At 39.1% G+C, this 20,447-nt stretch carries 16 protein-coding genes; 1 reads left to right on the top strand and 15 read right to left on the bottom strand.

Translation table 11 applies throughout. From position 1 onward, the window contains the following. Positions 1-33: 33 nt before the first annotated feature. From priA to MHH73_RS09255, 7 genes are all read right to left on the bottom strand, one after another. Positions 34-2,442, bottom strand: a complete 2,409-nt coding sequence (priA, locus tag MHH73_RS09285; RefSeq protein ID WP_191812319.1) for a primosomal protein N' — start codon at positions 2,440-2,442, stop codon at positions 34-36. Then, a complete protein-coding gene (gene coaBC, locus MHH73_RS09280; protein ID WP_191812321.1) occupies positions 2,439-3,647 on the bottom strand; it encodes a bifunctional phosphopantothenoylcysteine decarboxylase/phosphopantothenate--cysteine ligase CoaBC in 1,209 nt (402 codons plus the stop codon). The genes priA and coaBC overlap by 4 nt, the downstream gene beginning before the upstream one ends. A gap of 157 nt (positions 3,648-3,804) precedes the next feature. Continuing rightward, positions 3,805-4,029 carry a DNA-directed RNA polymerase subunit omega gene (rpoZ, locus tag MHH73_RS09275; protein ID WP_095369579.1) on the bottom strand — a complete coding sequence of 75 codons (225 nt, stop codon included), beginning with the start codon at positions 4,027-4,029 and terminating at the stop codon, positions 3,805-3,807. 1 nt (position 4,030) lies between these two features. Further along, positions 4,031-4,645, bottom strand: coding sequence for a guanylate kinase (gene gmk / locus MHH73_RS09270; protein ID WP_191812324.1), 615 nt, complete (start codon positions 4,643-4,645; stop codon positions 4,031-4,033). Positions 4,646-4,654: 9 nt separating this feature from the next. Beyond that, entirely contained in the window at positions 4,655-4,918 is a 264-nt protein-coding gene (gene remA, locus MHH73_RS09265; protein ID WP_095369581.1) for an extracellular matrix/biofilm regulator RemA, read from the bottom strand. Positions 4,919-4,977: 59 nt separating this feature from the next. After that, positions 4,978-5,850 (bottom strand): YicC/YloC family endoribonuclease, encoded by an 873-nt coding sequence (locus MHH73_RS09260; protein WP_191812326.1) that lies wholly within the window; start codon positions 5,848-5,850, stop codon positions 4,978-4,980. A 167-nt stretch (positions 5,851-6,017) separates the two neighbouring features. Further along, positions 6,018-8,696 (bottom strand): cation-translocating P-type ATPase, encoded by a 2,679-nt coding sequence (locus MHH73_RS09255; RefSeq protein WP_404826077.1) that lies wholly within the window; start codon positions 8,694-8,696, stop codon positions 6,018-6,020. A gap of 282 nt (positions 8,697-8,978) precedes the next feature. Between MHH73_RS09255 and MHH73_RS09250 the strand changes: the two genes are divergently transcribed. Beyond that, positions 8,979-10,691, top strand: a complete 1,713-nt coding sequence (locus MHH73_RS09250) for an Rqc2 family fibronectin-binding protein (RefSeq protein ID WP_341066323.1) — start codon at positions 8,979-8,981, stop codon at positions 10,689-10,691. A gap of 121 nt (positions 10,692-10,812) precedes the next feature. Here the strand turns inward: MHH73_RS09250 and pyrE are convergent, their stop codons facing one another. The 8 genes from pyrE to MHH73_RS09210 are packed head-to-tail and all read right to left on the bottom strand — an operon-like array spanning position 10,813 to position 20,328. Further along, a complete protein-coding gene (gene pyrE / locus MHH73_RS09245; RefSeq protein ID WP_191812332.1) occupies positions 10,813-11,445 on the bottom strand; it encodes an orotate phosphoribosyltransferase in 633 nt (210 codons plus the stop codon). After that, positions 11,442-12,158, bottom strand: a complete 717-nt coding sequence (pyrF, locus tag MHH73_RS09240; protein WP_191812334.1) for an orotidine-5'-phosphate decarboxylase — start codon at positions 12,156-12,158, stop codon at positions 11,442-11,444. The genes pyrE and pyrF overlap by 4 nt, the downstream gene beginning before the upstream one ends. Then, positions 12,130-13,071 carry a dihydroorotate dehydrogenase gene (locus tag MHH73_RS09235; protein WP_191812336.1) on the bottom strand — a complete coding sequence of 314 codons (942 nt, stop codon included), beginning with the start codon at positions 13,069-13,071 and terminating at the stop codon, positions 12,130-12,132. The genes pyrF and MHH73_RS09235 overlap by 29 nt, the downstream gene beginning before the upstream one ends. Next, positions 13,068-13,847 carry a dihydroorotate dehydrogenase electron transfer subunit gene (locus tag MHH73_RS09230; RefSeq protein ID WP_191812338.1) on the bottom strand — a complete coding sequence of 260 codons (780 nt, stop codon included), beginning with the start codon at positions 13,845-13,847 and terminating at the stop codon, positions 13,068-13,070. The genes MHH73_RS09235 and MHH73_RS09230 overlap by 4 nt, the downstream gene beginning before the upstream one ends. Next, the gene (carB, locus tag MHH73_RS09225; RefSeq protein WP_191812340.1) at positions 13,844-17,062 is read right to left on the bottom strand and encodes a carbamoyl-phosphate synthase large subunit; all 3,219 of its coding nucleotides are present in this window, start codon (positions 17,060-17,062) and stop codon (positions 13,844-13,846) included. Before carB ends, MHH73_RS09230 begins: the two co-directional genes overlap by 4 nt. Further along, a complete protein-coding gene (locus MHH73_RS09220) occupies positions 17,059-18,147 on the bottom strand; it encodes a carbamoyl phosphate synthase small subunit (RefSeq protein ID WP_191812342.1) in 1,089 nt (362 codons plus the stop codon). Before MHH73_RS09220 ends, carB begins: the two co-directional genes overlap by 4 nt. Then, complete coding sequence (locus MHH73_RS09215; RefSeq protein WP_191812344.1) at positions 18,144-19,430, bottom strand: dihydroorotase; 1,287 nt, start codon at positions 19,428-19,430, stop codon at positions 18,144-18,146. The genes MHH73_RS09220 and MHH73_RS09215 overlap by 4 nt, the downstream gene beginning before the upstream one ends. After that, complete coding sequence (locus MHH73_RS09210) at positions 19,393-20,328, bottom strand: aspartate carbamoyltransferase catalytic subunit (protein ID WP_191812346.1); 936 nt, start codon at positions 20,326-20,328, stop codon at positions 19,393-19,395. The genes MHH73_RS09215 and MHH73_RS09210 overlap by 38 nt, the downstream gene beginning before the upstream one ends. Between the last annotated feature and the right edge of the window lie 119 nt (positions 20,329-20,447).

The following is a 20,447-nucleotide window of genomic DNA, read 5'->3' as shown; positions in this document are numbered from 1 at the left end:
TCTCTATCTATAACCTTTTTTAGTTGTTTTTCTTTACATCAGAATAAATGGATTAACATCTACAGATATTTTCAATGAAGTTGAAGTCACTTCTTGCTGATATTGATCTAATATCTGTTTTAATGATTGATTTAACTCTGGCTCCCGTTTGTATTTTATCAAACATTGGTAGCGATATCTATTGTTGATTCGTGGAATAGGAGATGCAACAGGACCAAGGCAGACGGCGCTTTTAGTTAAGCGACTAGTCAGAAATGTGGTAATTTTTTCTGTGACATCTAACGCTTTCATCAATTGTTCATGACTAACCGTAATAAGCGTAATAAAATAAAAGGGTGAGTACTTCAAGCCTTTTCTAATCATCATCTCGCGCTCGTAAAACTGATCGTAATTTTGTTCAGCGGCTAACTGAATACTATAATGTTCAGGACTGTATGTTTGAATGACCACTTCTCCTGGTAATTGATGTCGGCCTGCTCTACCACTAACTTGCGTCAATAGCTGAAACGTTTTTTCTGATGAGCGAAAATCTGGCAAATGAAGCATTGTATCAGCCGATAATACACCGACAAGCGTGATATTTGGAAAATCGAGTCCTTTGGCAATCATTTGTGTACCAAGCAAAATATCCGCATGGCCTTTTTGGAACTCATTAAGCAGTCGCTCATGGGAACCTTTTTTACTCGTTGTATCGACATCCATCCGAATAACTCTCGCTTCTGGTAACACTTTATGAAGTTCTTCCTCTACCTTTTGTGTCCCTGTGCCAAAATAACGAATATGATCACTCTGGCATTCTGGACAAACAGTGGGGACATGATCCTCAAATCCACAATAATGACATTTCATTTGCTGCTGGTGGCGATGATAAGTTAATGAGATATCACAGTTCGGACAATTAACAACATAGCCACAATCACGACACATAACAAAAGAAGAGTATCCACGTTTATTGAGGAAGAGGACCGTTTGCTGTTTTCTTTCGATACGTACTTGGAGCTTTTCTAATAAGGAAGAAGAAAACATCGAGCGATTTCCACTTCTTAGCTCTTCACGCATATCTACAATATCCACATGTGGTAAATCTTGATTATTCATCCTCTTCGGCAAACTTAACAAAGTGTACACACCTTTTTTAGCGCGAGCAAATGATTCGAGTGATGGTGTAGCACTACCTAAAATAATGGGGAAACTCCCTTGCTTCCCTCGTTTTATTGCTACATCTTTTGAATGATATTTCGGGTTTTCCTCTTGTTTATAACTGGTTTCATGTTCCTCATCTATAATGATGAGACCAAGGTTTTCAAACGGAGCAAATACAGCTGACCTTGCCCCAACGACAACTTTCACTTCCCCCCGCTGTACCTTTCGCCATTCATCATATTTCTCACCAGCTGACAATCCACTATGCATTACTGCTACTTGATTCCCAAATCTTCCTTTAAAACGATGAACCATTTGTGGGGTAAGTGCAATCTCTGGCACTAAACAGATCGCTTCTTGTCCTCTCTCTAGTACTTTCTGTATCGACTGTAAGTAAACTTCTGTTTTCCCACTCCCTGTGACGCCATACAATAAAAACACTTCATGCATGGATTTGGCAATGCGATCATGGATAGGATCGATGGCTTCTTGTTGTTCATTTGTTAACTGCAATGGTTCTGTTCGTTTAAAATAACGATTTGCATAAGGGTCACGATAAATTTCACGTTCGCTCTCCTCTAATACTTCTTTTTTCACGAGTTCTTTTACGACGGCATTCGATATTTGTAGGGTTGCCGTTAAGTCGGTAAGGAAAATCCAATCATTATGTTCGATAAAGTAATTGATCACGTCATGTTGTTTTTGTGCCCGTTGTGTAAGAGTCGATTGATAAGTCTTTAAATCCTCTATTGAAAGAGCACTTCTAATGGCGAGACGTTTTTTCTTTTTTATTTTATCTTTCACTTCATAAATAATTTGTATATGACCTTTTGTTACTTCTTGCTGTAACAATGATAAATAGCCCGTTTCTTTCGCTTCTTCCCACATGATGCTTTCTTGATTAGCAAATAAGCTTTGTAAGGTTTGAGGCAACAACGGTTTATTTTCCTTTGGAACCAGTAGTTTTTTTTGATATTTTGCTTTAAGTGCTGCTGGTAACATCGCTTGATAAGCAGAGATTCGATAACTTAGAGTTTCTTCTGATAGCCAATTTCCTAATGAAATGAGCGACTCAGATAATACAGGTGTTAAATCTAATGGCTCGATGATTTCTTTTAATTTATTTAGCGTGGAATGAGGTTTGATTCCAATAACAAAACCTTGAATTTTCCTTGGCCCAAATGGGACGACGACTCGCATCCCAATTTGAATGACCGTCTCAAGTGATTGCGGTATCACATAATCAAAAGGTCGATCTGTTTGCTTAGCCGGTACGTCAACAATGACCTCAGCAATCATTTCCTCTCATCCTCATGTAAATGAAGGGCCTCTTTTAAAATGTTTTCTGCCACGTCATGTTTAGACATTAATGGGAGCGCTGTTTTAGTTCCATCTCGTTTATAGAGAGTAACAATATTCGTATCTGTTCCGAATCCAGCACCAGCACTTGTTACATCATTGGCTACAATCATGTCAGCATTTTTCTTTTCCAGCTTTCCTTTCGCGTATACATCCACATTATTTGTTTCTGCTGCGAAGCCCACCAACACTTGATTTTTCTTTCTCTTACCAAGTGCCATTAAAATATCTTTCGTTCTCTCTAATTCTAGCTGTTGATCACCATCATTCTTTTTCACTTTCTGCTCAAAAGTATATTTTGGACGATAATCCGCTACAGCAGCTGTTTTTATCACAATATGAGCATCAGCAAAACGAACAATCATCTCTTCATACATTTCTTCCGCACTTTCAACGTTTACAACTTTTACCCCACGAGGTGAAGAAATATGAACAGGACCTGATACTAATGTCACATCTGCACCAAGCTTCGCTGCCACTTCTGCAATCGCATAGCCCATTTTACCACTCGAATGATTGGTTAAATAACGAACGGGGTCAATTTTTTCTCTTGTCGGACCAGCTGAGATTAATAATTTTTTCCCTTTTAACAACGGTTCTTTTTGATTGAAAAAATGATTCATATGCTCAACAATCTTTTCCGGTTCTTCTAATCTACCTTTTCCAACATAGCCACATGCTAGATAGCCTTCACTCGGTTCAATAAATTGATAACCAAACTGATGGAGCGTATCTATATTTTTTATCACGGCAGGATGATTGTACATATTGACATTCATCGCAGGCGCAATCCATACAGGCGATGTGTGTGCTAACAATGTTGTAGAAATCATATCATCTGCAAGGCCGTTCGCAAGCTTTCCAATAATATTCGCAGTTGCTGGTGCAATTAAAATCAAATCTGCCCAGTCTGCTAAATCTATATGAGCAATCTTACTGGCGTCCTTTTCATCGAAGGTATCATAATATACTTCATTACGGGACATCACTTGAAAAGTTAACGGTGACACAAATTGTCTAGCTGAATCGCTCATCATCACTTTCACACAAGCTCCAGCTTGCGTTAACTTACTTGTTAAAGCTACAGCTTTATAAACAGCAATTCCACCCGTTACACATAGCAAGATTTTTTTACCATCTAACATCTTACAAACCCCCAATATTCAAAAGGTTACTTTTCTTTTATTATGAATAATTTCGCTCAATTTTTCATCTATCTCTTCTTGTTTTTAACAAATTTTACGGCTATGAACAAAAATAACAACCTCCATACAGGTTGTTATTTTTTCAAATATGTGGATTTTATCTTTTTTCCCCTTCATGCGTTGTATCACCTAAGCGATAAAAAAGTTCATTTGCATTAATCTCTTCTAATGCTTTACCAACATTTTTATGTGATACATATTTTTCTAAACGATATTGCTCTTCATTATTTTGTAATTTCCGTGCTCTTTTAGCAGCTACAGATACAAGAGAGTATTTTGAATCGATTTTTGTCATCAATGAATCAATTGATGGATTTAACATATTATTCAGCCTCCAACATTTTCAAATATCTAGGTTCAACCCGAGTGCGACGGCAATGTTCTGCTACTACAATCGAATTAATTCTTTCACAAGCGTTTTCCACTTGATCATTTTCTACAACATAATCATATAATTTCATCATTTCAATTTCTTCTTTAGCTGCACTTAAACGGTGATTAATACTATCTTCTGTTTCCGTGCCTCTCGTGACGATTCGATTTTTTAATTCAGATAAACTAGGAGGAACCAGGAAGATAAACAAGCCATCAGGAAACTTTTCTCGCACTTGCTTTGCCCCTTGTACTTCTATTTCTAAAAATACATCCTTACCCTCGTTTAACGTTTGTTTGACATAATCAACAGGGGTTCCATAATAGTTGCCAACAAACTCAGCATACTCCAATAATTTATCTTGCTCTATTAATGTTTCAAATTCTTCACGTGATTTAAAGAAATAATCTACTCCATCAACTTCACCTTGTCTCGGTTTTCTTGTAGTCATAGAAATAGAGTATTCAAAAGCCGTATCAGGCTGCGAGAAGATCTCTTTTCTCACTGTACCTTTCCCTACACCAGATGGACCTGAGAGTACAATTAATAAACCTTTTTCCTTCATTAGAAAATCCTACCCTTCATCGATAACATCATCGCGGTCATTCAGTCGTGCAGCTACTGTTTCCGGCTGAACAGCAGATAAAATGACATGGTCACTATCCATGACAATTACTGCTCTTGTTCTACGGCCATATGTTGCATCTATCAGTACACCACGGTCTCTTGCATCCTGAATAATTCTTTTAATTGGTGCCGATTCCGGACTCACTATTGATATGATTCTATTGGCAGAAACAATGTTTCCGAAACCAATATTAATTAATTTTATTGACATATGCGTCCCCCCGTCATCAGTTAACTATTTTGACCTTTCTCACACGTTTCTAAACCGCTTTATTCAATATTTTGTACTTGTTCTTTCATCTTTTCTAATAGACCCTTCATTTCAACCACTTCCCCAGCAATGGTAGAATCATTTGCTTTTGAACCGATTGTATTGACCTCACGATTCATCTCTTGAATCATAAAATCAAGTTTTCTACCAATTGCATCATCCAAGGAGAGAGTCAATTGAAATTGATTTCGATGTGAAGCAAGTCGTGTCAACTCTTCATTGATATCTGCCTTATCGGCAAATATTGCCACCTCTGTTATGATTCTTGATTCATCAATATGACCATCAGCATATTCCTCCATCCGCTTACGCAAACGGTCCTCGTATTGCTTTACGACGTTAGGAGCTAAGTCATATAAGCGGTTAAGACATTCAGTTAATAAACCAAGCTGTTTAAAAAGATCCTTCTCTAGCTCCTTACCTTCAGCTAAACGCATCATTTGCAACTCTTTACCAGCTTCATTTGTCGCTTCAATGATTAACTCATCTAACCATTCGTCGTCTTCATCCACTTCCACAATAGCAAACACATCGTCATTAAGTAAATCTTTTAACCCAGGTTCACTACTTAACATATATTTTTCTTTCACTTCTGTCATTGAACGATAAAATTCGTCTAACAAATCCCAATCCACACGTATCTTTTTTTGTTTCGATCCCGTTTGTTCTATGGTTGCATAGACTTCTATTCTACCACGCTTAATGTATTGATTAAGCGTTTTTTTTATTTTATCTTCCAGCTTGAGAAATTGCTTTGGAATGCGCAGAAAATATTCTGTAAAACGATGATTAACCGTTTTTACTTCAATCGTGATAGAGAAGGTGTCAGTTTGCCTTTTACCCTGTCCATACCCTGTCATACTCACTACCATCGTTTAACCACACTTCCTTTCGCCGTTTGCGGGAAGTACCTACAATTTTCTTCTACAAATTTGGCACTAACCATACCTGTTTCTTACATTCATACATTATGTAGTTTGCATTAAAAACCAAAAGGTAATAGAGTGTCACTCTACTACCTAAAGGATTATACCATATTTCACTTCGTTTTTCTTGCCAAATATGTGAAGCCAAGTAAAAATGTTGGGACAGCAGATAAGCCAACAATCATTAACCAATCACGACCAGCGATTGGTACTGTGTGGAAAATTTGTTGCAATGGCGGCCAATATAAAACGACAAGCATAAGTAAAACCGAAGAAATGACCGCCCAGACAAGATACATATTTCCAAATGGATTTCGAGCAAAAACGGATTTTTCACTACGACAATCAAACACATGAATTAATTGGGCAAGGACTAATGTCGCAAAGGCGACAGTTTGCGCATAGGCGAGCTCATTTGGATCGCCTTTATATGTGAGCATAAATGCAAGTAAGGTCACTCCACCAATTAAAAACCCTCTTGAAATAACCTTCCAGCCAAGTCCTCTAGAAAAAATACCTTCTTTAGGATTACGCGGCTCTCGCTTCATGACATTCCCTTCTGGTCGGTCTAACCCTAAAGCCATCGCTGGCAGGCCATCTGTTACTAAATTCACCCAAAGAATTTGTATAGGTACGAGTGGCAGAGGTAACGCTAGTATCATTGCAAACAGCATTACGAGTATCTCGCCAACATTAGATGCAAGTAAATACCTCACAAATTTTCTAATATTATCGTAAATATTTCGACCTTCTTTTATTGCTGATTTAATAGTAGCGAAGTTGTCATCAAGTAAAATAAGAGAAGATGCTTCTTTTGCTACATCCGTCCCGGTAATGCCCATAGCAATGCCAATATCGGCAGCCTTGATAGCTGGTGCATCATTGATTCCGTCCCCTGTCATGGCCACAATATGACCGCGATTTTGCAAAGCTTTAACAATTTTTAGTTTATGTTCTGGTGAAACACGCGCAAACACTGATACATCATCAACTACATCTTCTAACTCTTCTGTACTCATTGTAGCTAGTGCTTTACCTTCCATTACTTTTGTTGACTTATTAAGAATACCTAATTGTTTCGCAATGGCTTGAGCAGTCGTAACATGATCACCAGTAATCATCACTGTCTTAATTCCTGCTTCTTTACACTCCCTAACCGCTGCTCGTACCTCTGTCCTTGGTGGGTCAATCATTCCTTGTAAACCAATGAACGTCAATCGATTTTCTGCATCTTTTTCCGATGTTATTCTGCCCTCATTCGTCAATTCTTTATATCCAATCGCAATCGTTCTAAGTGCTTGGGAGGCTAAACCGTGAATGGCCTCATTAACTGATTTATGCATCTCTTGCGTCATTGCTTGTTTACGATTATCCCACAGGATACTCTCACAGTTTTGCGCCAACACATCCGGTGCCCCTTTACAGACTACAAATCTTCTGCCACTGGCATCCTTTAATACGATACTCATCATTTTTCGAGTTGAATCAAAAGGAAATTCTTCGAGAATTTCATACTGATTTAATAAAGAGGGTCGACTATACCCCGCTTTCATCCCAGCGACTAACAATGCACCTTCAGTTGGGTCACCATCAATGATAAATTCTTTATTCTTCTTATGAATCTCAGCATGATTACAAAGCATACCAAACATCAATAATTGTTGTAATGTTTTTTCTTTTTTCGGATCTACACGTTTTTCGCTGCGATAAAAATCACCTTTTGGTGTATAACCAATGCCATCTACTTGCCACGTGTTCCCACCACTCCATAAATGGGTGACAGTCATTTTATTCTGAGTCAAGGTTCCCGTTTTATCAGAACATATGACAGAAGCACATCCTAATGTTTCTACTGCTGGGAGCTTTCTGACAATCGCCTTTTGTTTAATCATGCGTTGGACTCCAAGCGATAAGGCCACGGTGACTATCGCCGGTAATCCCTCTGGTATAGCTGCTACAGCTAACGATACCCCTGTTAAAAACATCGTATATAATTCTTGTCCTTGAAGTACACCGATACCTACGACAAGAACCGTTAAGAATAGTGCGACAACAATGAGGATTTTTCCTAATTGTTCCAACCTTCTTTGCAACGGTGTTGTCATCGTTTCCGCACTTTGAATCATATCAGCGATTTGTCCCATCGCTGTTTTCATTCCTGTGCCAATGACAACCCCCACTCCGCTACCCTTGGTTACGATCGTACCCATAAAGCCCATATTTTCCATATCGCCGATTCCGGGGTTATCTTGCTTAATTGCTGCGACTGTTTTTTGCACTGGTAATGATTCACCTGTTAAGGCCGATTCTTCTATTTCTAAGTTATTGCACTCGATTAAGCGGATATCCGCCCCAATTCTATCACCGGAGGAGAACTTCAGTAAGTCACCAACAACCACTTCTTTTGAAGGAATCTTTTTCCATTCCCCATCACGTAATACCGTTACATGAGGCGTTGATAATTCTTTTAAAGCACTTAATGATTTCTCCGCTTTTCGTTCCTGGAAAAACCCTAATACTCCGTTGATAAGCACAATTGCAATGATGGCAATTGCATCAATATATTCACCCAGTAGACCAGATATTAATGTGGCTACTAATAGAATTAAAGTCATAAAGTCTTTGAATTGACTAAAAAATAAGAGTAAAGCAGATTGCTTTTCTCCCTCTACTAATTCATTATATCCAAATTGCTCTAACCTTTTTTGCGCATCTTCTTCAGACATGCCTTCATGCCTATTCGTATTTAACGTATCCTCAACCTCTCTCGCTTCCATCTCATGGTATTTCATCCGGACATCACACTTCCTCCTTTTCATTTTAAGAGAATTCGCACATGCTTGAATGCGAACCGTCCTACTTCCCCTACTGTCTCGATGGAGAGCTGTCCTATTTTTAAGGCTCTCATGAAAGCTTATTCAGTCTCGTCCTAAAAAATGCTATGCTATTATGAGAAAGAATGTTTTTTACATAAACAGAAAGCTTTTAAAAACCATTTGTTTATGGGAAAATAGCTTCCATAAAGTAAAGAGACGCACAGCGCTGAATCTCGTGCGTAGAAAAGGATGTTTTCAATGTCATTTGATGGATTATTTACAAAAGCGATGGTAGAGGAGTTACAATCCACTCTTAAAGGTGGTCGAATTAATAAAGTTCACCAACCTTATAAAAATGAAATGATATTAGTGATTAGAGCAAACGGAAAAAATCATAAATTACTTTTATCTGCTCATCCAAGTTATGCTCGGGTACAATTAACGAATGAAACCTATGACAACCCTAGCATTCCACCGATGTTTTGTATGCTATTAAGAAAACATTTAGAAGGATATATATTAGAAGATATTAAACAAATGGATTTAGACCGCATTATTATCCTTGAAATCAAAGGCCGTAATGAGATTGGAGACGTATCCTATAAAAAGCTGATTATTGAAATAATGGGACGACATAGCAATATTACGCTTATCGATCAAGAACGAAATATGATTCTCGATTGTATTAAACACGTATCCTTTGCCGTTAATAGGCATCGTGCCTTACTTCCAGGTCAAACTTATATGGCTCCACCTGCGCAAAATAAAGCCAACCCATTAGAAGCAGATGAGACGGATGTATTACGAAGATTGGACTTTAATAGCGGGAAGTTAGATAAACAGCTTGTAGAACATTACAGCGGATTTTCACCACTGTTTGCAAAAGAAATTGTTTATCAAGCAGGTCTAGCCAACCGCGCAACATTACCATCAGCTTTTATCATGGCAATGGATAAAGTAAGAAGCAACAAAGTTAAACCAACCATCACGACGAGTGATCAAAAAGAGACTTTCTATTTCCTTCAATTAGATCATATTAAAGGAGAACACCGTCATTTCGAGAGTTTAAGTCAAATGCTTGACCGCTATTATTTCGGCAAAGCTGAAAGAGACCGCGTCAAACAACAAGGCAATGACTTGGAAAAATTCATTAGCAATGAAAAAGAAAAAAATACAAAAAAAATAGAGAAATTAAAGCAAACGATGCAAGATGCAAAAAACGCCGAGCAATTTCAATTGTACGGTGAATTAATTACCGCTCATATGTATGCCATTCAAAGAGGGATGGATGAGATTGAAGTGAGCAATTATTATGATGAAAATGGCAGCAATGTCCTGATCCCTTTAGATACACAAAAAACACCATCGCAAAATGCACAGCTATACTTTAAAAAATATCAAAAAGCAAAACATGCCAAAAAAGTTGTACAAGAACAAATAGATCAAGCCTATGAAGAAGTTAACTACTTCGATCATCTGTTACAACAAATACAAACCGCTTCACCGAAAGATATTGAAGAAATACGTGAGGAACTCGTTGAAGGTGGTTACTTACGGGAAAGACAAAGAAAACAGAAAAAGCCCGGAAATACAAAGCCAATTCTCGATTATTTTGTCGCTAGTGATGGTACAGAGATGATTGTTGGTAAAAACAACAAGCAAAATGATTATTTAACAAATAAATTAGCAGCAAAAGATGACATATGGCTACATACAAAAGATATTCCCGGTTCCCATGTGGTCATTAGAGATAAAGCGCCAAGTAATGAGGTTATACAAGAAGCTGCTTGTTTAGCTGCCTACTTTAGTAAAGCACGTAACTCAAGCAGTGTTCCCGTCGATTTTACAAAGGTACGCAATGTGAAAAAGCCAAGCGGTGCTAAGCCAGGATTTGTCATTTATGATCAACAACAAACAATCTTCGTCACCCCTGATGAAGAAAAAGTCATTTCACTAAGTAAAAAGAAATAAAAAAACCCCAATTGATGGATTCATTAAAGACCATCAATTGGGATTTTTATCGTCGCTGTAATATCTCAGGACAATACACATAGGATGGTCGAAAAGTAATCAAACTTTTCGACCATTTTTGTTATGCGAATGCTTTGCCCCATGCTTGTGGATCTTTTTTCCATTCGTCTAATACATCAAAGTCTGATGCCTCAATTGTACCTTGCTCTTTTGCGACCTCTTTTAATGCATTAAAATCGGAAAGTGTGTGAGCTGAGACTTTCGCAGCTTGAAGTAACTCTTCTCCTTTTTGCAATTGATAAGTGAAGATAGCGACAATCCCTAACACTTCACAGCCAGCATCTCTTAATGCTTCTACTGCATTGATAGCACTGCCACCGGTTGAAATTAAATCTTCAACTATTACTACTTTTTGCCCTTTTTCTGCCTTCCCTTCAATTTGTTTTCCTTTACCATGCGCTTTTGCTGTTGAACGTACATAACACATCGGTAAGTTCATCCGCTCACTTACCCATGCAGCATGTGGTATACCTGCAGTTGCTGTTCCCGCTATTACTTCAGCATCACCATAATGATCTTCAATTAACGCTTTGAGGCCTTTAGCTATTTCACTTCTTACTGCTGGATACGCTAATGTTAAACGATTATCACAGTATATGGGAGATTTTAAACCTGACGACCAAGTAAACGGATCTTTAGGATTTAATGCCACTGCTTTAATAGTTAATAAGCTTTCTGCTATTTGTTTTTTCATACGGAAATGCCCTCCCAAAGATTTTTAATTTGATAATAGGCAGCAAGGGAATCAGTTGCTTTTGTAATGGAGCGTCCGACCACAATCGCTGAGACACCTTCGCTTCTGGCAAAATCAGGTGTGGCAACCCTTTTTTGATCTTGTTTATCATCATTCGCCATCCTAATTCCTGGTGTAACTGTTAGAAAATCATTGCCTAACCTTTCTGCAATTTGCTTTGCTTCAAAAGTAGAACAAACGACTCCGTCCAACCCAGCTTGTTTCGTTAATTGACTATAGTGCAATACCGACTCGTTTAATGAACCAGGAATTAACTGTTCTTTATTCATTTGTTGTTGTGATGTACTCGTTAATTGGGTGACTGCAATTATTTTTGCCCGTTCATCGCCTTGAAGTTTCCCTTCCTCAAGCCCTTCAACAGCTGCTTTCATCATCTCCATTCCACCAGCTGCATGAACATTCACTAAGTCACATCCGAGACGAGCAAGTCCCCTCATGGCACTTTTTACTGTATTCGGAATATCGTGTAGCTTTAAATCTAGGAAAACTTGGTGGCCTTCAGCTTTTAATCGTTCCACAATTTGTGGACCTTCTTGATAATATAGCTCCATTCCAACCTTTAAGAATAATTGCTCATTTGTGAAAGGTTTGAGGAAATCGTCCACTTGTTGACCATTAGCAAAATCAAGCGCGATGATGAGTGAGTTTTTCAACAGTCTTCCAGCTCCTTCCTGTACATTCAGAAATATGATCAAAGCCTAATGAGTGAATCAGTTCTGGCAACTCTGCGATTATTTTTGGACAGATAAATGGATCAACAAAGTTCATCGTCCCCACTGCAACGGCGCTTGCTCCGGCATAAAAATATTCAATTACATCTTCAGCCGTTTCCACGCCCCCCATGCCTATGATCGGAATGGACACTTGCTGGCTTACTTCATGAATCATACGAATAGCAACAGGTTTAATGGCCGGTCCGGAAAGCCCCCCTGTTTGATTAGCAATCACTGGTTTACCGGTCCTTATATCGATTCTCATCCCTACAAGTGTATTAATCATCGTTAATCCGTCTGCCCCACCATTTTCAACGGCTTTTGCCATTTCAACGATATTTGTTACGTTTGGAGAGAGTTTTACATATACAGGTACTGCTGAGACTTCCTTCACCTTTTTCGTTAATGATTGCGCAATTTCCGGAACAGTACCAAAGGCAATACCACCTGTTTTCACATTCGGGCAAGAAATATTCAACTCAAGCGCATGAACATTCGGTGCTTGTGAAATCTCTTTTGCTACTGCGATATAATCTTCCTCCATCGATCCCGCTACATTCGCTATAATAGGGACATCAAATTGAGAGAGCCATGGTAATTCTTCTTCAACAACTTTTGTCAATCCAGGATTTTGCAGTCCAATTGCGTTCAACATACCCGCAGATGTTTCTGCTACCCGCGGTGTTGGATTTCCGAACCTAGCTTCTTTCGTTGTCGCTTTAATCATAATCGCACCAAGCTGACTTAAATCATACAAGTGACTATATTCTCTACCGAATCCAAAGCAACCCGATGCCGGCATAATTGGGTTTTTCAAACTAAGCCCTGGTAGGCTAATATTTAGAGCATTCAAATGACAACCTCCCCTGCCCTAAATACGGGCCCATCACTACAAACCTTTTTATAAGAAACTCCTGTTGGATCGTCACCTGTATGGCAAACACAAGCAAAGCAAGCACCTATTCCGCAACCCATTCTCTCTTCTAAGGATAAAAATACCTTTTTATGTCTGTTTTCTTTCTCAAGTGCCCGTAGCATTGGTGTTGGCCCGCAAGTGTACAAAACATCAAAAGTTATATTTTCATTTTTAATGACATCAGTGACTAACCCTGAATAAGCGTAACTCCCATCAGCAGTTGTAATATAAGTTGCACCTAATTGCTTAAATTCTTCTTCATAAAAAACGGCATTCTTCGTTTGAAATCCGAGAACATGGATTACATTTACACCATTTGCCGTTAGTCTTTGCGAAAGTTCATATAGCGGCGGGACGCCTATGCCGCCACCAACGAGCAATGCCGTTTCACAAGACTCTACTTCATCTACAGGAAAACCGTGACCAAGTGGGCCTAACACATCAAGTAAATCGCCTTGTTTTAATTTCGCTAACAGACTTGTACCTTTCCCCTCTGCACGGTAAATCATTGTGAAAGTCTGTCTGGATTGATCTATATTTGCAATAGATATCGGTCTTCTTAATAGAGGTGAAAGGCTGTTATTCACTTTTACATGTACAAACTGACCTGGCTCTGTCATTTCATGAACAAGCTCACCTTTTACAGTGAGCTCATAAATATTTGTTGCGATTTCTCTTTGATCAATTACTTGACATATTTCTTGTTTGATCATAAGAAAACCGCCTCCTGTACTACTTTTTCTTCTAGTTTATTCATTGCATCTGCAGAGAAAGTCATTGATTCGATGACTTGTAGAATCGCATCTGCCGTATCTAATGATGTTAAGCATGGAACCCCATTTTCTACCGATTCCCTGCGAATTCTAAAGCCATCTCTTGCTGGTTGCTTTCCTTTTGTCAGTGTATTAATGACAATTTGCGCTTGCCCATTTCGAATGACATCAAGTAAGTTCGGCTCATCAGCACCAATTTTATTCGTAATATCAACAGGTATACCGGCACTTTGAAGATATTCAGCCGTACCACTTGTTGCCATTAATCTATAACCGGTAGAAGCAAAGCGTTTGGCGAGACTCAAAGCTTCTTCTTTATCTTTGTCTGCTATAGTCATTAAAACTGTGCCATATGGATAAATCTTCATACCCGAAGCAACTAACCCTTTATATAAAGCTTTTTCAAGTGTTTGATCTTTACCCATCACCTCACCAGTTGATTTCATTTCTGGACCAAGGGTGATGTCAACTCTTCTCAATTTTGCGAAAGAAAACACCGGTACTTTAACGTATACACCTGTTTTTTCAGGTACCAACCCATTTTCATACCCTTGACTTTGTAATGTTTCCCCTAGAATGACCTTTGTTGCAATCTTCGCCATTGGTACGTTTGTAATTTTACTCAAAAAAGGTACCGTTCTACTTGAGCGGGGGTTGACTTCGAGCACATATACTTCACCTTTTGAGACGACATATTGGATATTTAATAACCCGATAATACCAAGTCCTTTTGCCAACCTCTCCGTATAATCAACTAGTTTCTCTTGAATGCTAACACTTATATTTTGTGGAGGATAAACAGCGATCGAATCCCCTGAGTGCACCCCAGCTCGTTCGATATGCTCCATTATTCCTGGAATAACTACAGTCTTTCCATCACTGATTGCATCCACTTCAATTTCTTTCCCCGTTAAGTATCGATCGATTAATACTGGATGCTCCGGATTTACTTTCACAGCGTTCTTCATATAGAAGAGAAGCTCCTCTTCTTTATATACGATTTCCATCGCTCGACCACCTAGTACATAAGAGGGTCTAACAAGAACTGGATAACCGATATCAGTTGCAATCTCCACCGCTTCTTCTACTGATAATGCTGTTTTCCCTTGCGGCATAGGTATGTTTAATTCTTGCAATGCATGTTCAAACTTGTCTCGGTCTTCTGCGCGATCGAGATTCTCTAGCGAAGTTCCTAATATTTTCACTCCGCGTTCCACAAGACCTGCTGCTAAGTTAATCGCCGTTTGACCACCGAACTGAACAACTACTCCTTCTGGCTTCTCGAGGTCAATAATATGCATTACATCTTCAATCGTTAATGGTTCAAAATATAGTTTATCCGAAATACTAAAGTCAGTTGAAACTGTTTCAGGGTTATTGTTGATAATGATGGCTTCATATCCAGCTTCTTTTATTGCCCATACCGCATGAACAGTGGAATAATCAAACTCTACACCTTGACCGATTCTGATTGGACCAGACCCCAATACAAGCACACTCTTCCTATTTGTCACAATCGACTCATTCTCATCTTCATATGCACCGTAATAATAAGGTGTTTCCGATTCAAATTCTGCCGCACAAGTGTCGACCATTTTATAAACTGGGGTGATACACGCCTCTTTTCTCATTTCATAGACTTCTCTTTCTTTCATTGACCACAAGTTGGCGATCGTCGTATCAGCAAAGCCTAGTTTTTTCGCTAGTTGTAAAGTTTCTAGGTTTCCAATATTTTTTGCTAATTGAGTTTCCATCTCCACAATTTTATTCAATTTATATAGGAAAAATAAGTCGATTTGGCTCCATTCATGAATGGTTTCTATTGTAACTCCGCGTCTTAACGCTTCACCTATATAGAATAAACGCTCATCACCAGCTTTACGAATACGCTTTTGTAAAAGAGCATCATCAATTTCGGCCCCGTTTTGCAAGAAAAGGTGGTGCACATTTGCTTCTAGTGACCTTACAGCTTTCAAAATTGACTCTTCAAAATTCCGGCCAATCGCCATGACTTCACCAGTTGCTTTCATTTGCGTACCTAATGAACGATTTGCCGATTCAAATTTATCAAATGGCCAACGTGGAATTTTTGTCACGATATAGTCTAATGCTGGTTCAAAGCTTGCATATGTTTTTCCTGTTACAGGGTTCATCATTTCATCTAAAGTTAACCCAACGGCAATTTTTGCTGCAAGCTTGGCAATTGGATAGCCCGTCGCTTTAGAGGCGAGTGCGGAAGAACGACTGACTCTAGGATTCACTTCAATAATGTAGTAATGGAAACTGTAGGGATCAAGTGCGAGTTGAACGTTACAGCCACCTTCAATCCCAAGTGCTCTAATTATTTTAAGAGAAGCGTTTCTCAGCATTTGATATTCACGATCACTTAATGTTTGGCTTGGTGCCACAACAATACTGTCTCCTGTATGTACCCCGACAGGATCAATATTCTCCATATTACAAACGACAATTGCGTTATCATTTGAATCTCTCATAACCTCATATTCTATCTCTTTAAAACCGGCAATACTTTTCTCTAGCAAACATTGGGTCACTGGGCTATTTTTCAATCCGCTTGTCACGATTTCATTTAGTTCTTCTTCGTTGTGGCAAATGCCTCCACCTGTTCCACCTAGTGTAAAAGCAGGTCTTACGATGACTGGGTAACCAACAATGTCAACAAATTGTTTGGCCTCTTCTAATGTGTGAATAATTTCACTATCAGGTACCGGTTCACCGAGCTCATTCATCAACGTACGGAACAAATCACGATCCTCTGCTTGTTCAATCGCAGATAGCTTCGTTCCTAAAATTTCTACCTGACATTCTTCTAACACACCTGATTTGGCTAATTCTACCGCCAAATTTAAACCTGTTTGCCCACCTAACGTTGGTACGAGGGCATCCGGACGTTCTTTTCTAATAATTTTACTAACAAACTCAAGTGTTAACGGCTCAATGTAGACTGCATCGGCAATTTCTGTATCAGTCATAATCGTGGCTGGATTGGAGTTGACTAAAATGACACGGTAACCTTCTTCTTTTAGTGCGATACATGCTTGTGTTCCAGCATAGTCAAATTCTGCCGCTTGCCCAATGACAATGGGGCCTGATCCAATTACTAATATGCTTTTTATGTCTGTACGCTTTGTCATTGATAAACACCTTCCTGTCTGTTCGTTTCAATTAAACTTAAAAACTGTTCAAAAAGACCGTTCGCATCCTCTGGTCCAGGTGATGCTTCTGGGTGGTACTGTACGGTGAAAGCAGGGTAGACTTTATGTTTTAACCCTTCAACTGTGCCATCATTCAAGGCAATATGCGTAATTTCTAGGTCTGTCTGATCAACCGACATCTCGTTGACAGAGTAACCGTGGTTTTGTGAAGTGATTGCAATCTTACCGGTAGCCAAGTCTTTTACGGGATGATTCGACCCACGATGACCAAACTTCATTTTTTCAGTATTTGCTCCGCATGCGAGAGCGAAAATTTGATGGCCGAGACAAATGCCGAATAGTGGGACTTTACCTAAAATCTCTCTAACCATTTCAATTGCTTGGGGCACATCTTTTGGATCCCCAGGACCATTAGATAACATAATACCGTCCGGGCTCAAGTTTAATATTTCTTGTGCAGATGTATGATAGGGAACGACTATGACGTCACAGTCTCTTTTATTTAACTCTCTTAAAATCCCGTGCTTCATACCAAAATCGACCAATACTACTCTTCTGCCACGCCCTGGTGATGGGTAAGGCGTTTTTGTTGATACTTGCTTTACTTGATCCACTCGCAGTTTAGTTGCTTTCATTTTTTCTAATACATCGGTAACATTTTCTTCTATGCTACAAATCGTTCCTTTTAATGTTCCGGCTTTACGGATGATTCGTGTTAACTTTCGCGTATCAATCCCTGCGATGCCTGGAATGTCTTTCATAGAAAAGTACTCAGCAAGCGATTGTTGATTACGAAAGTTTGATGGATATTCCGCTGCTTCTTTAACAATGAAGCCACTGATAGCTGGATGAATAGATTCAAAGTCATCACGGTTAATACCATAATTACCGATTAACGGGTAAGTTAAAGTCACAATTTGGCCACAATACGAAGGATCAGATAAAACTTCTTGGTATCCTGTCATACCTGTATTAAACACGACTTCACCCATCGTTTGTTTACCACTACCAAAGCCTTCACCAATAAATACTGTGCCATCCTCTAAAATCAATTGTCTTTTCATGCTGTTACACTCCCCTTTTTAAAGACTACCTTTCCAGCAACAATTGTCGTTGTTGGCCAACCTTTACACTTCCAACCAGCAAACGGTGTATTTTTACCTTTTGATAAGAAGGTATCTGGATCAACTGCTTCTTCCTTTTCTAAATCAAGCAAAACAATATCTGCCCTGTTTCCTGTTTGTAATAACCCTCTATTTAAAGAGAAAGATTCAGCTGGTTTTATTGTTAAGAAATCGATGAGTTGCTTTAGTGTGAAAATACCTTTCTTAACAAAGTTCGTATAAAGAAGTGGAAAAGCTGTCTCTAACCCTACAATACCGAATGGTGATAATGTCATCCCTTCAGCCTTCTCTTCTGCTGTATGCGGGGCATGGTCAGTAGCGATAAAATCGATGGTGCCATCTAGTAGCCCCTCCAACAGCGCTTCTTGATCGTCTTTGCCTCTAAGTGGCGGATTCATCTTATAGTTAGTATCAAGACCAGGAATATCTTCTTCTGATAACAATAAGTGGTGTGGCGTCACCTCTGCCGTTACTTTAATCCCTGCTCTTTTGGCATCTCTTACCACCCGAACTGATTCTTTTGTGCTAATATGACAAACATGATAATGGCAATTGGCTGCCTCTGCTAATAGCACGTCTCTTGCAATATGCACAGATTCACATACTGAAGGGATACCGTTTATCCCTTGCGCTTTTGAAAACTTCCCTTCATGAACGGCTCCTTTATGAATTAATGTATTTTCCTCACAATGAGCGACAATTGCCATATTTACTTCTGCTGCTTTTTTCATCGCTGAGTACATCATATCTGCTGACTGCACCCCAACCCCGTCGTCAGTAAAAGCGAAGGCTCCTGCTTCTTTAAGTGCTGCAAAATCTGTGAGTTCTTCTCCAGCTTCTCTTATCGTGATCGAGGCATATGGTAATACTTCCACTACACCTGTTTCAGTGATTCTTTTATGTAATGTTTCCATTTGTTCCTTACTATCTGGTACAGGTCTTGTATTTGGCATGGCAGCAATTGTAGTGAATCCGCCTCGCGCCGCTGCCTGTGTACCAGTTGCAATTGTTTCTTTATGTTCACCACCTGGCTCGCGTAAATGGACATGAAGGTCGACAAATCCTGCTGTTACAAGTTGACCTGTTGCATCAATGACCTCATGATCATTTACTGCGATAGAGTCACTGATTTCTTCAATCTTCCCATCGTTAATGAACACATCCTGTTGAAGTAATTCCCCTTCATTAGTAAGCAATTGACCATTTTTGATGATGATTCCCATTACGCTCTCCCCCTTCAAGTTGTTCAATTATTCTTTTTAATACCGCCATTCTAATAAATACACCATTTTTCATTTGTTTGAAAATTCTCGACCGTCCACACTCAACTAGACTGTCTGCAATCTCTACACCACGGTTAACTGGTGCAGGGTGCATAATAATGCTGCTCTTTTTCATCATTTTTTCCCGTTCAAGTGTCAATCCAAATGCTTTATGATACTTTTCAGCGTCCCATATACTACCTTCATGGCGTTCATGCTGTACCCTTAGCAACATGATGACATCGGCTTCTTTTACCGCTTGATCGATAGACACATATTGCCCGTGTTGGGCCATACTTTGATCGAACCATATTTCTGGTCCTGAGAAAATCACGTTTGCACCTAACCGATTTAAACTCTCTGCATTTGACCTTGCAACACGGCTATGACGTAAGTCACCAACGATTGCTACCTTTAACCCTTTAAAGCTACCGAATTCTTGTTTAATTGTTAGTAAGTCAAGCAAAGATTGTGTGGGATGATGTCCACAACCATCGCCTGCATTAATAATCGCACTTTTCGTCTTCCCAATAAGTTGATCAAAATAACAATTCTCGTGATGCCTGATGACAGCTAGTTGAACACCAATTGCTTCAAGCGTCCTTACTGTGTCATAGAGCGTTTCACCCTTTGACACACTAGAAGTACTCACTTCAAATGGAATAATATCTAAGCCCAATCTTCTTTCAGCAACTTCAAAGCTACACTTTGTTCTTGTGCTGTTTTCAAAAAAGAGATTCGCGATAAAAACTTTGTTTTTAGGCTTCCATATTTCACCGTTAATAAAACGCTCTGCATCGGCTAAAATCCCTTGAATTTCGTCTATTGTTAGATCAGTTGTAGTCAGACAATGTTCCATAAAAGACAGCCTCCTTTTTTATTGAAGCGTAAAGGTTGATCTCCCTTGACTTCTATTAAAAAACACCTTGACAAAAACAAGTCAAGGTGTCGAATAAACATGAGTGATTCAAAGTGAGA

The organism is Cytobacillus sp. FSL K6-0265 (assembly GCF_038003465.1).
Classification (GTDB): domain Bacteria; phylum Bacillota; class Bacilli; order Bacillales; family Cytobacillaceae; genus Cytobacillus; species Cytobacillus stercorigallinarum.
Note: the sequence above shows the minus strand (reverse complement) of the source record. Positions and strands in the feature narration are given on the sequence as shown.

What these genes read in the sequence shown, in the direction of transcription:
- priA (WP_191812319.1), bottom strand. Translation starts at nt 2,442, where the DNA reads ATGATTGCTGAGGTCATTGTTGACGTACCGGCTAAGCAAACAGATCGA.
- coaBC (WP_191812321.1), bottom strand. Translation starts at nt 3,647, where the DNA reads ATGTTAGATGGTAAAAAAATCTTGCTATGTGTAACGGGTGGAATTGCT.
- rpoZ (WP_095369579.1), bottom strand. Translation starts at nt 4,029, where the DNA reads ATGTTAAATCCATCAATTGATTCATTGATGACAAAAATCGATTCAAAA.
- gmk (WP_191812324.1), bottom strand. Translation starts at nt 4,645, where the DNA reads ATGAAGGAAAAAGGTTTATTAATTGTACTCTCAGGTCCATCTGGTGTA.
- remA (WP_095369581.1), bottom strand. Translation starts at nt 4,918, where the DNA reads ATGTCAATAAAATTAATTAATATTGGTTTCGGAAACATTGTTTCTGCC.
- MHH73_RS09260 (WP_191812326.1), bottom strand. Translation starts at nt 5,850, where the DNA reads ATGGTAGTGAGTATGACAGGGTATGGACAGGGTAAAAGGCAAACTGAC.
- MHH73_RS09255 (WP_404826077.1), bottom strand. Translation starts at nt 8,696, where the DNA reads ATGAAATACCATGAGATGGAAGCGAGAGAGGTTGAGGATACGTTAAAT.
- MHH73_RS09250 (WP_341066323.1), top strand. Translation starts at nt 8,979, where the DNA reads ATGTCATTTGATGGATTATTTACAAAAGCGATGGTAGAGGAGTTACAA.
- pyrE (WP_191812332.1), bottom strand. Translation starts at nt 11,445, where the DNA reads ATGAAAAAACAAATAGCAGAAAGCTTATTAACTATTAAAGCAGTGGCA.
- MHH73_RS09230 (WP_191812338.1), bottom strand. Translation starts at nt 13,847, where the DNA reads ATGATCAAACAAGAAATATGTCAAGTAATTGATCAAAGAGAAATCGCA.
- carB (WP_191812340.1), bottom strand. Translation starts at nt 17,062, where the DNA reads ATGACAAAGCGTACAGACATAAAAAGCATATTAGTAATTGGATCAGGC.
- MHH73_RS09220 (WP_191812342.1), bottom strand. Translation starts at nt 18,147, where the DNA reads ATGAAAAGACAATTGATTTTAGAGGATGGCACAGTATTTATTGGTGAA.
- MHH73_RS09215 (WP_191812344.1), bottom strand. Translation starts at nt 19,430, where the DNA reads ATGGGAATCATCATCAAAAATGGTCAATTGCTTACTAATGAAGGGGAA.
- MHH73_RS09210 (WP_191812346.1), bottom strand. Translation starts at nt 20,328, where the DNA reads ATGGAACATTGTCTGACTACAACTGATCTAACAATAGACGAAATTCAA.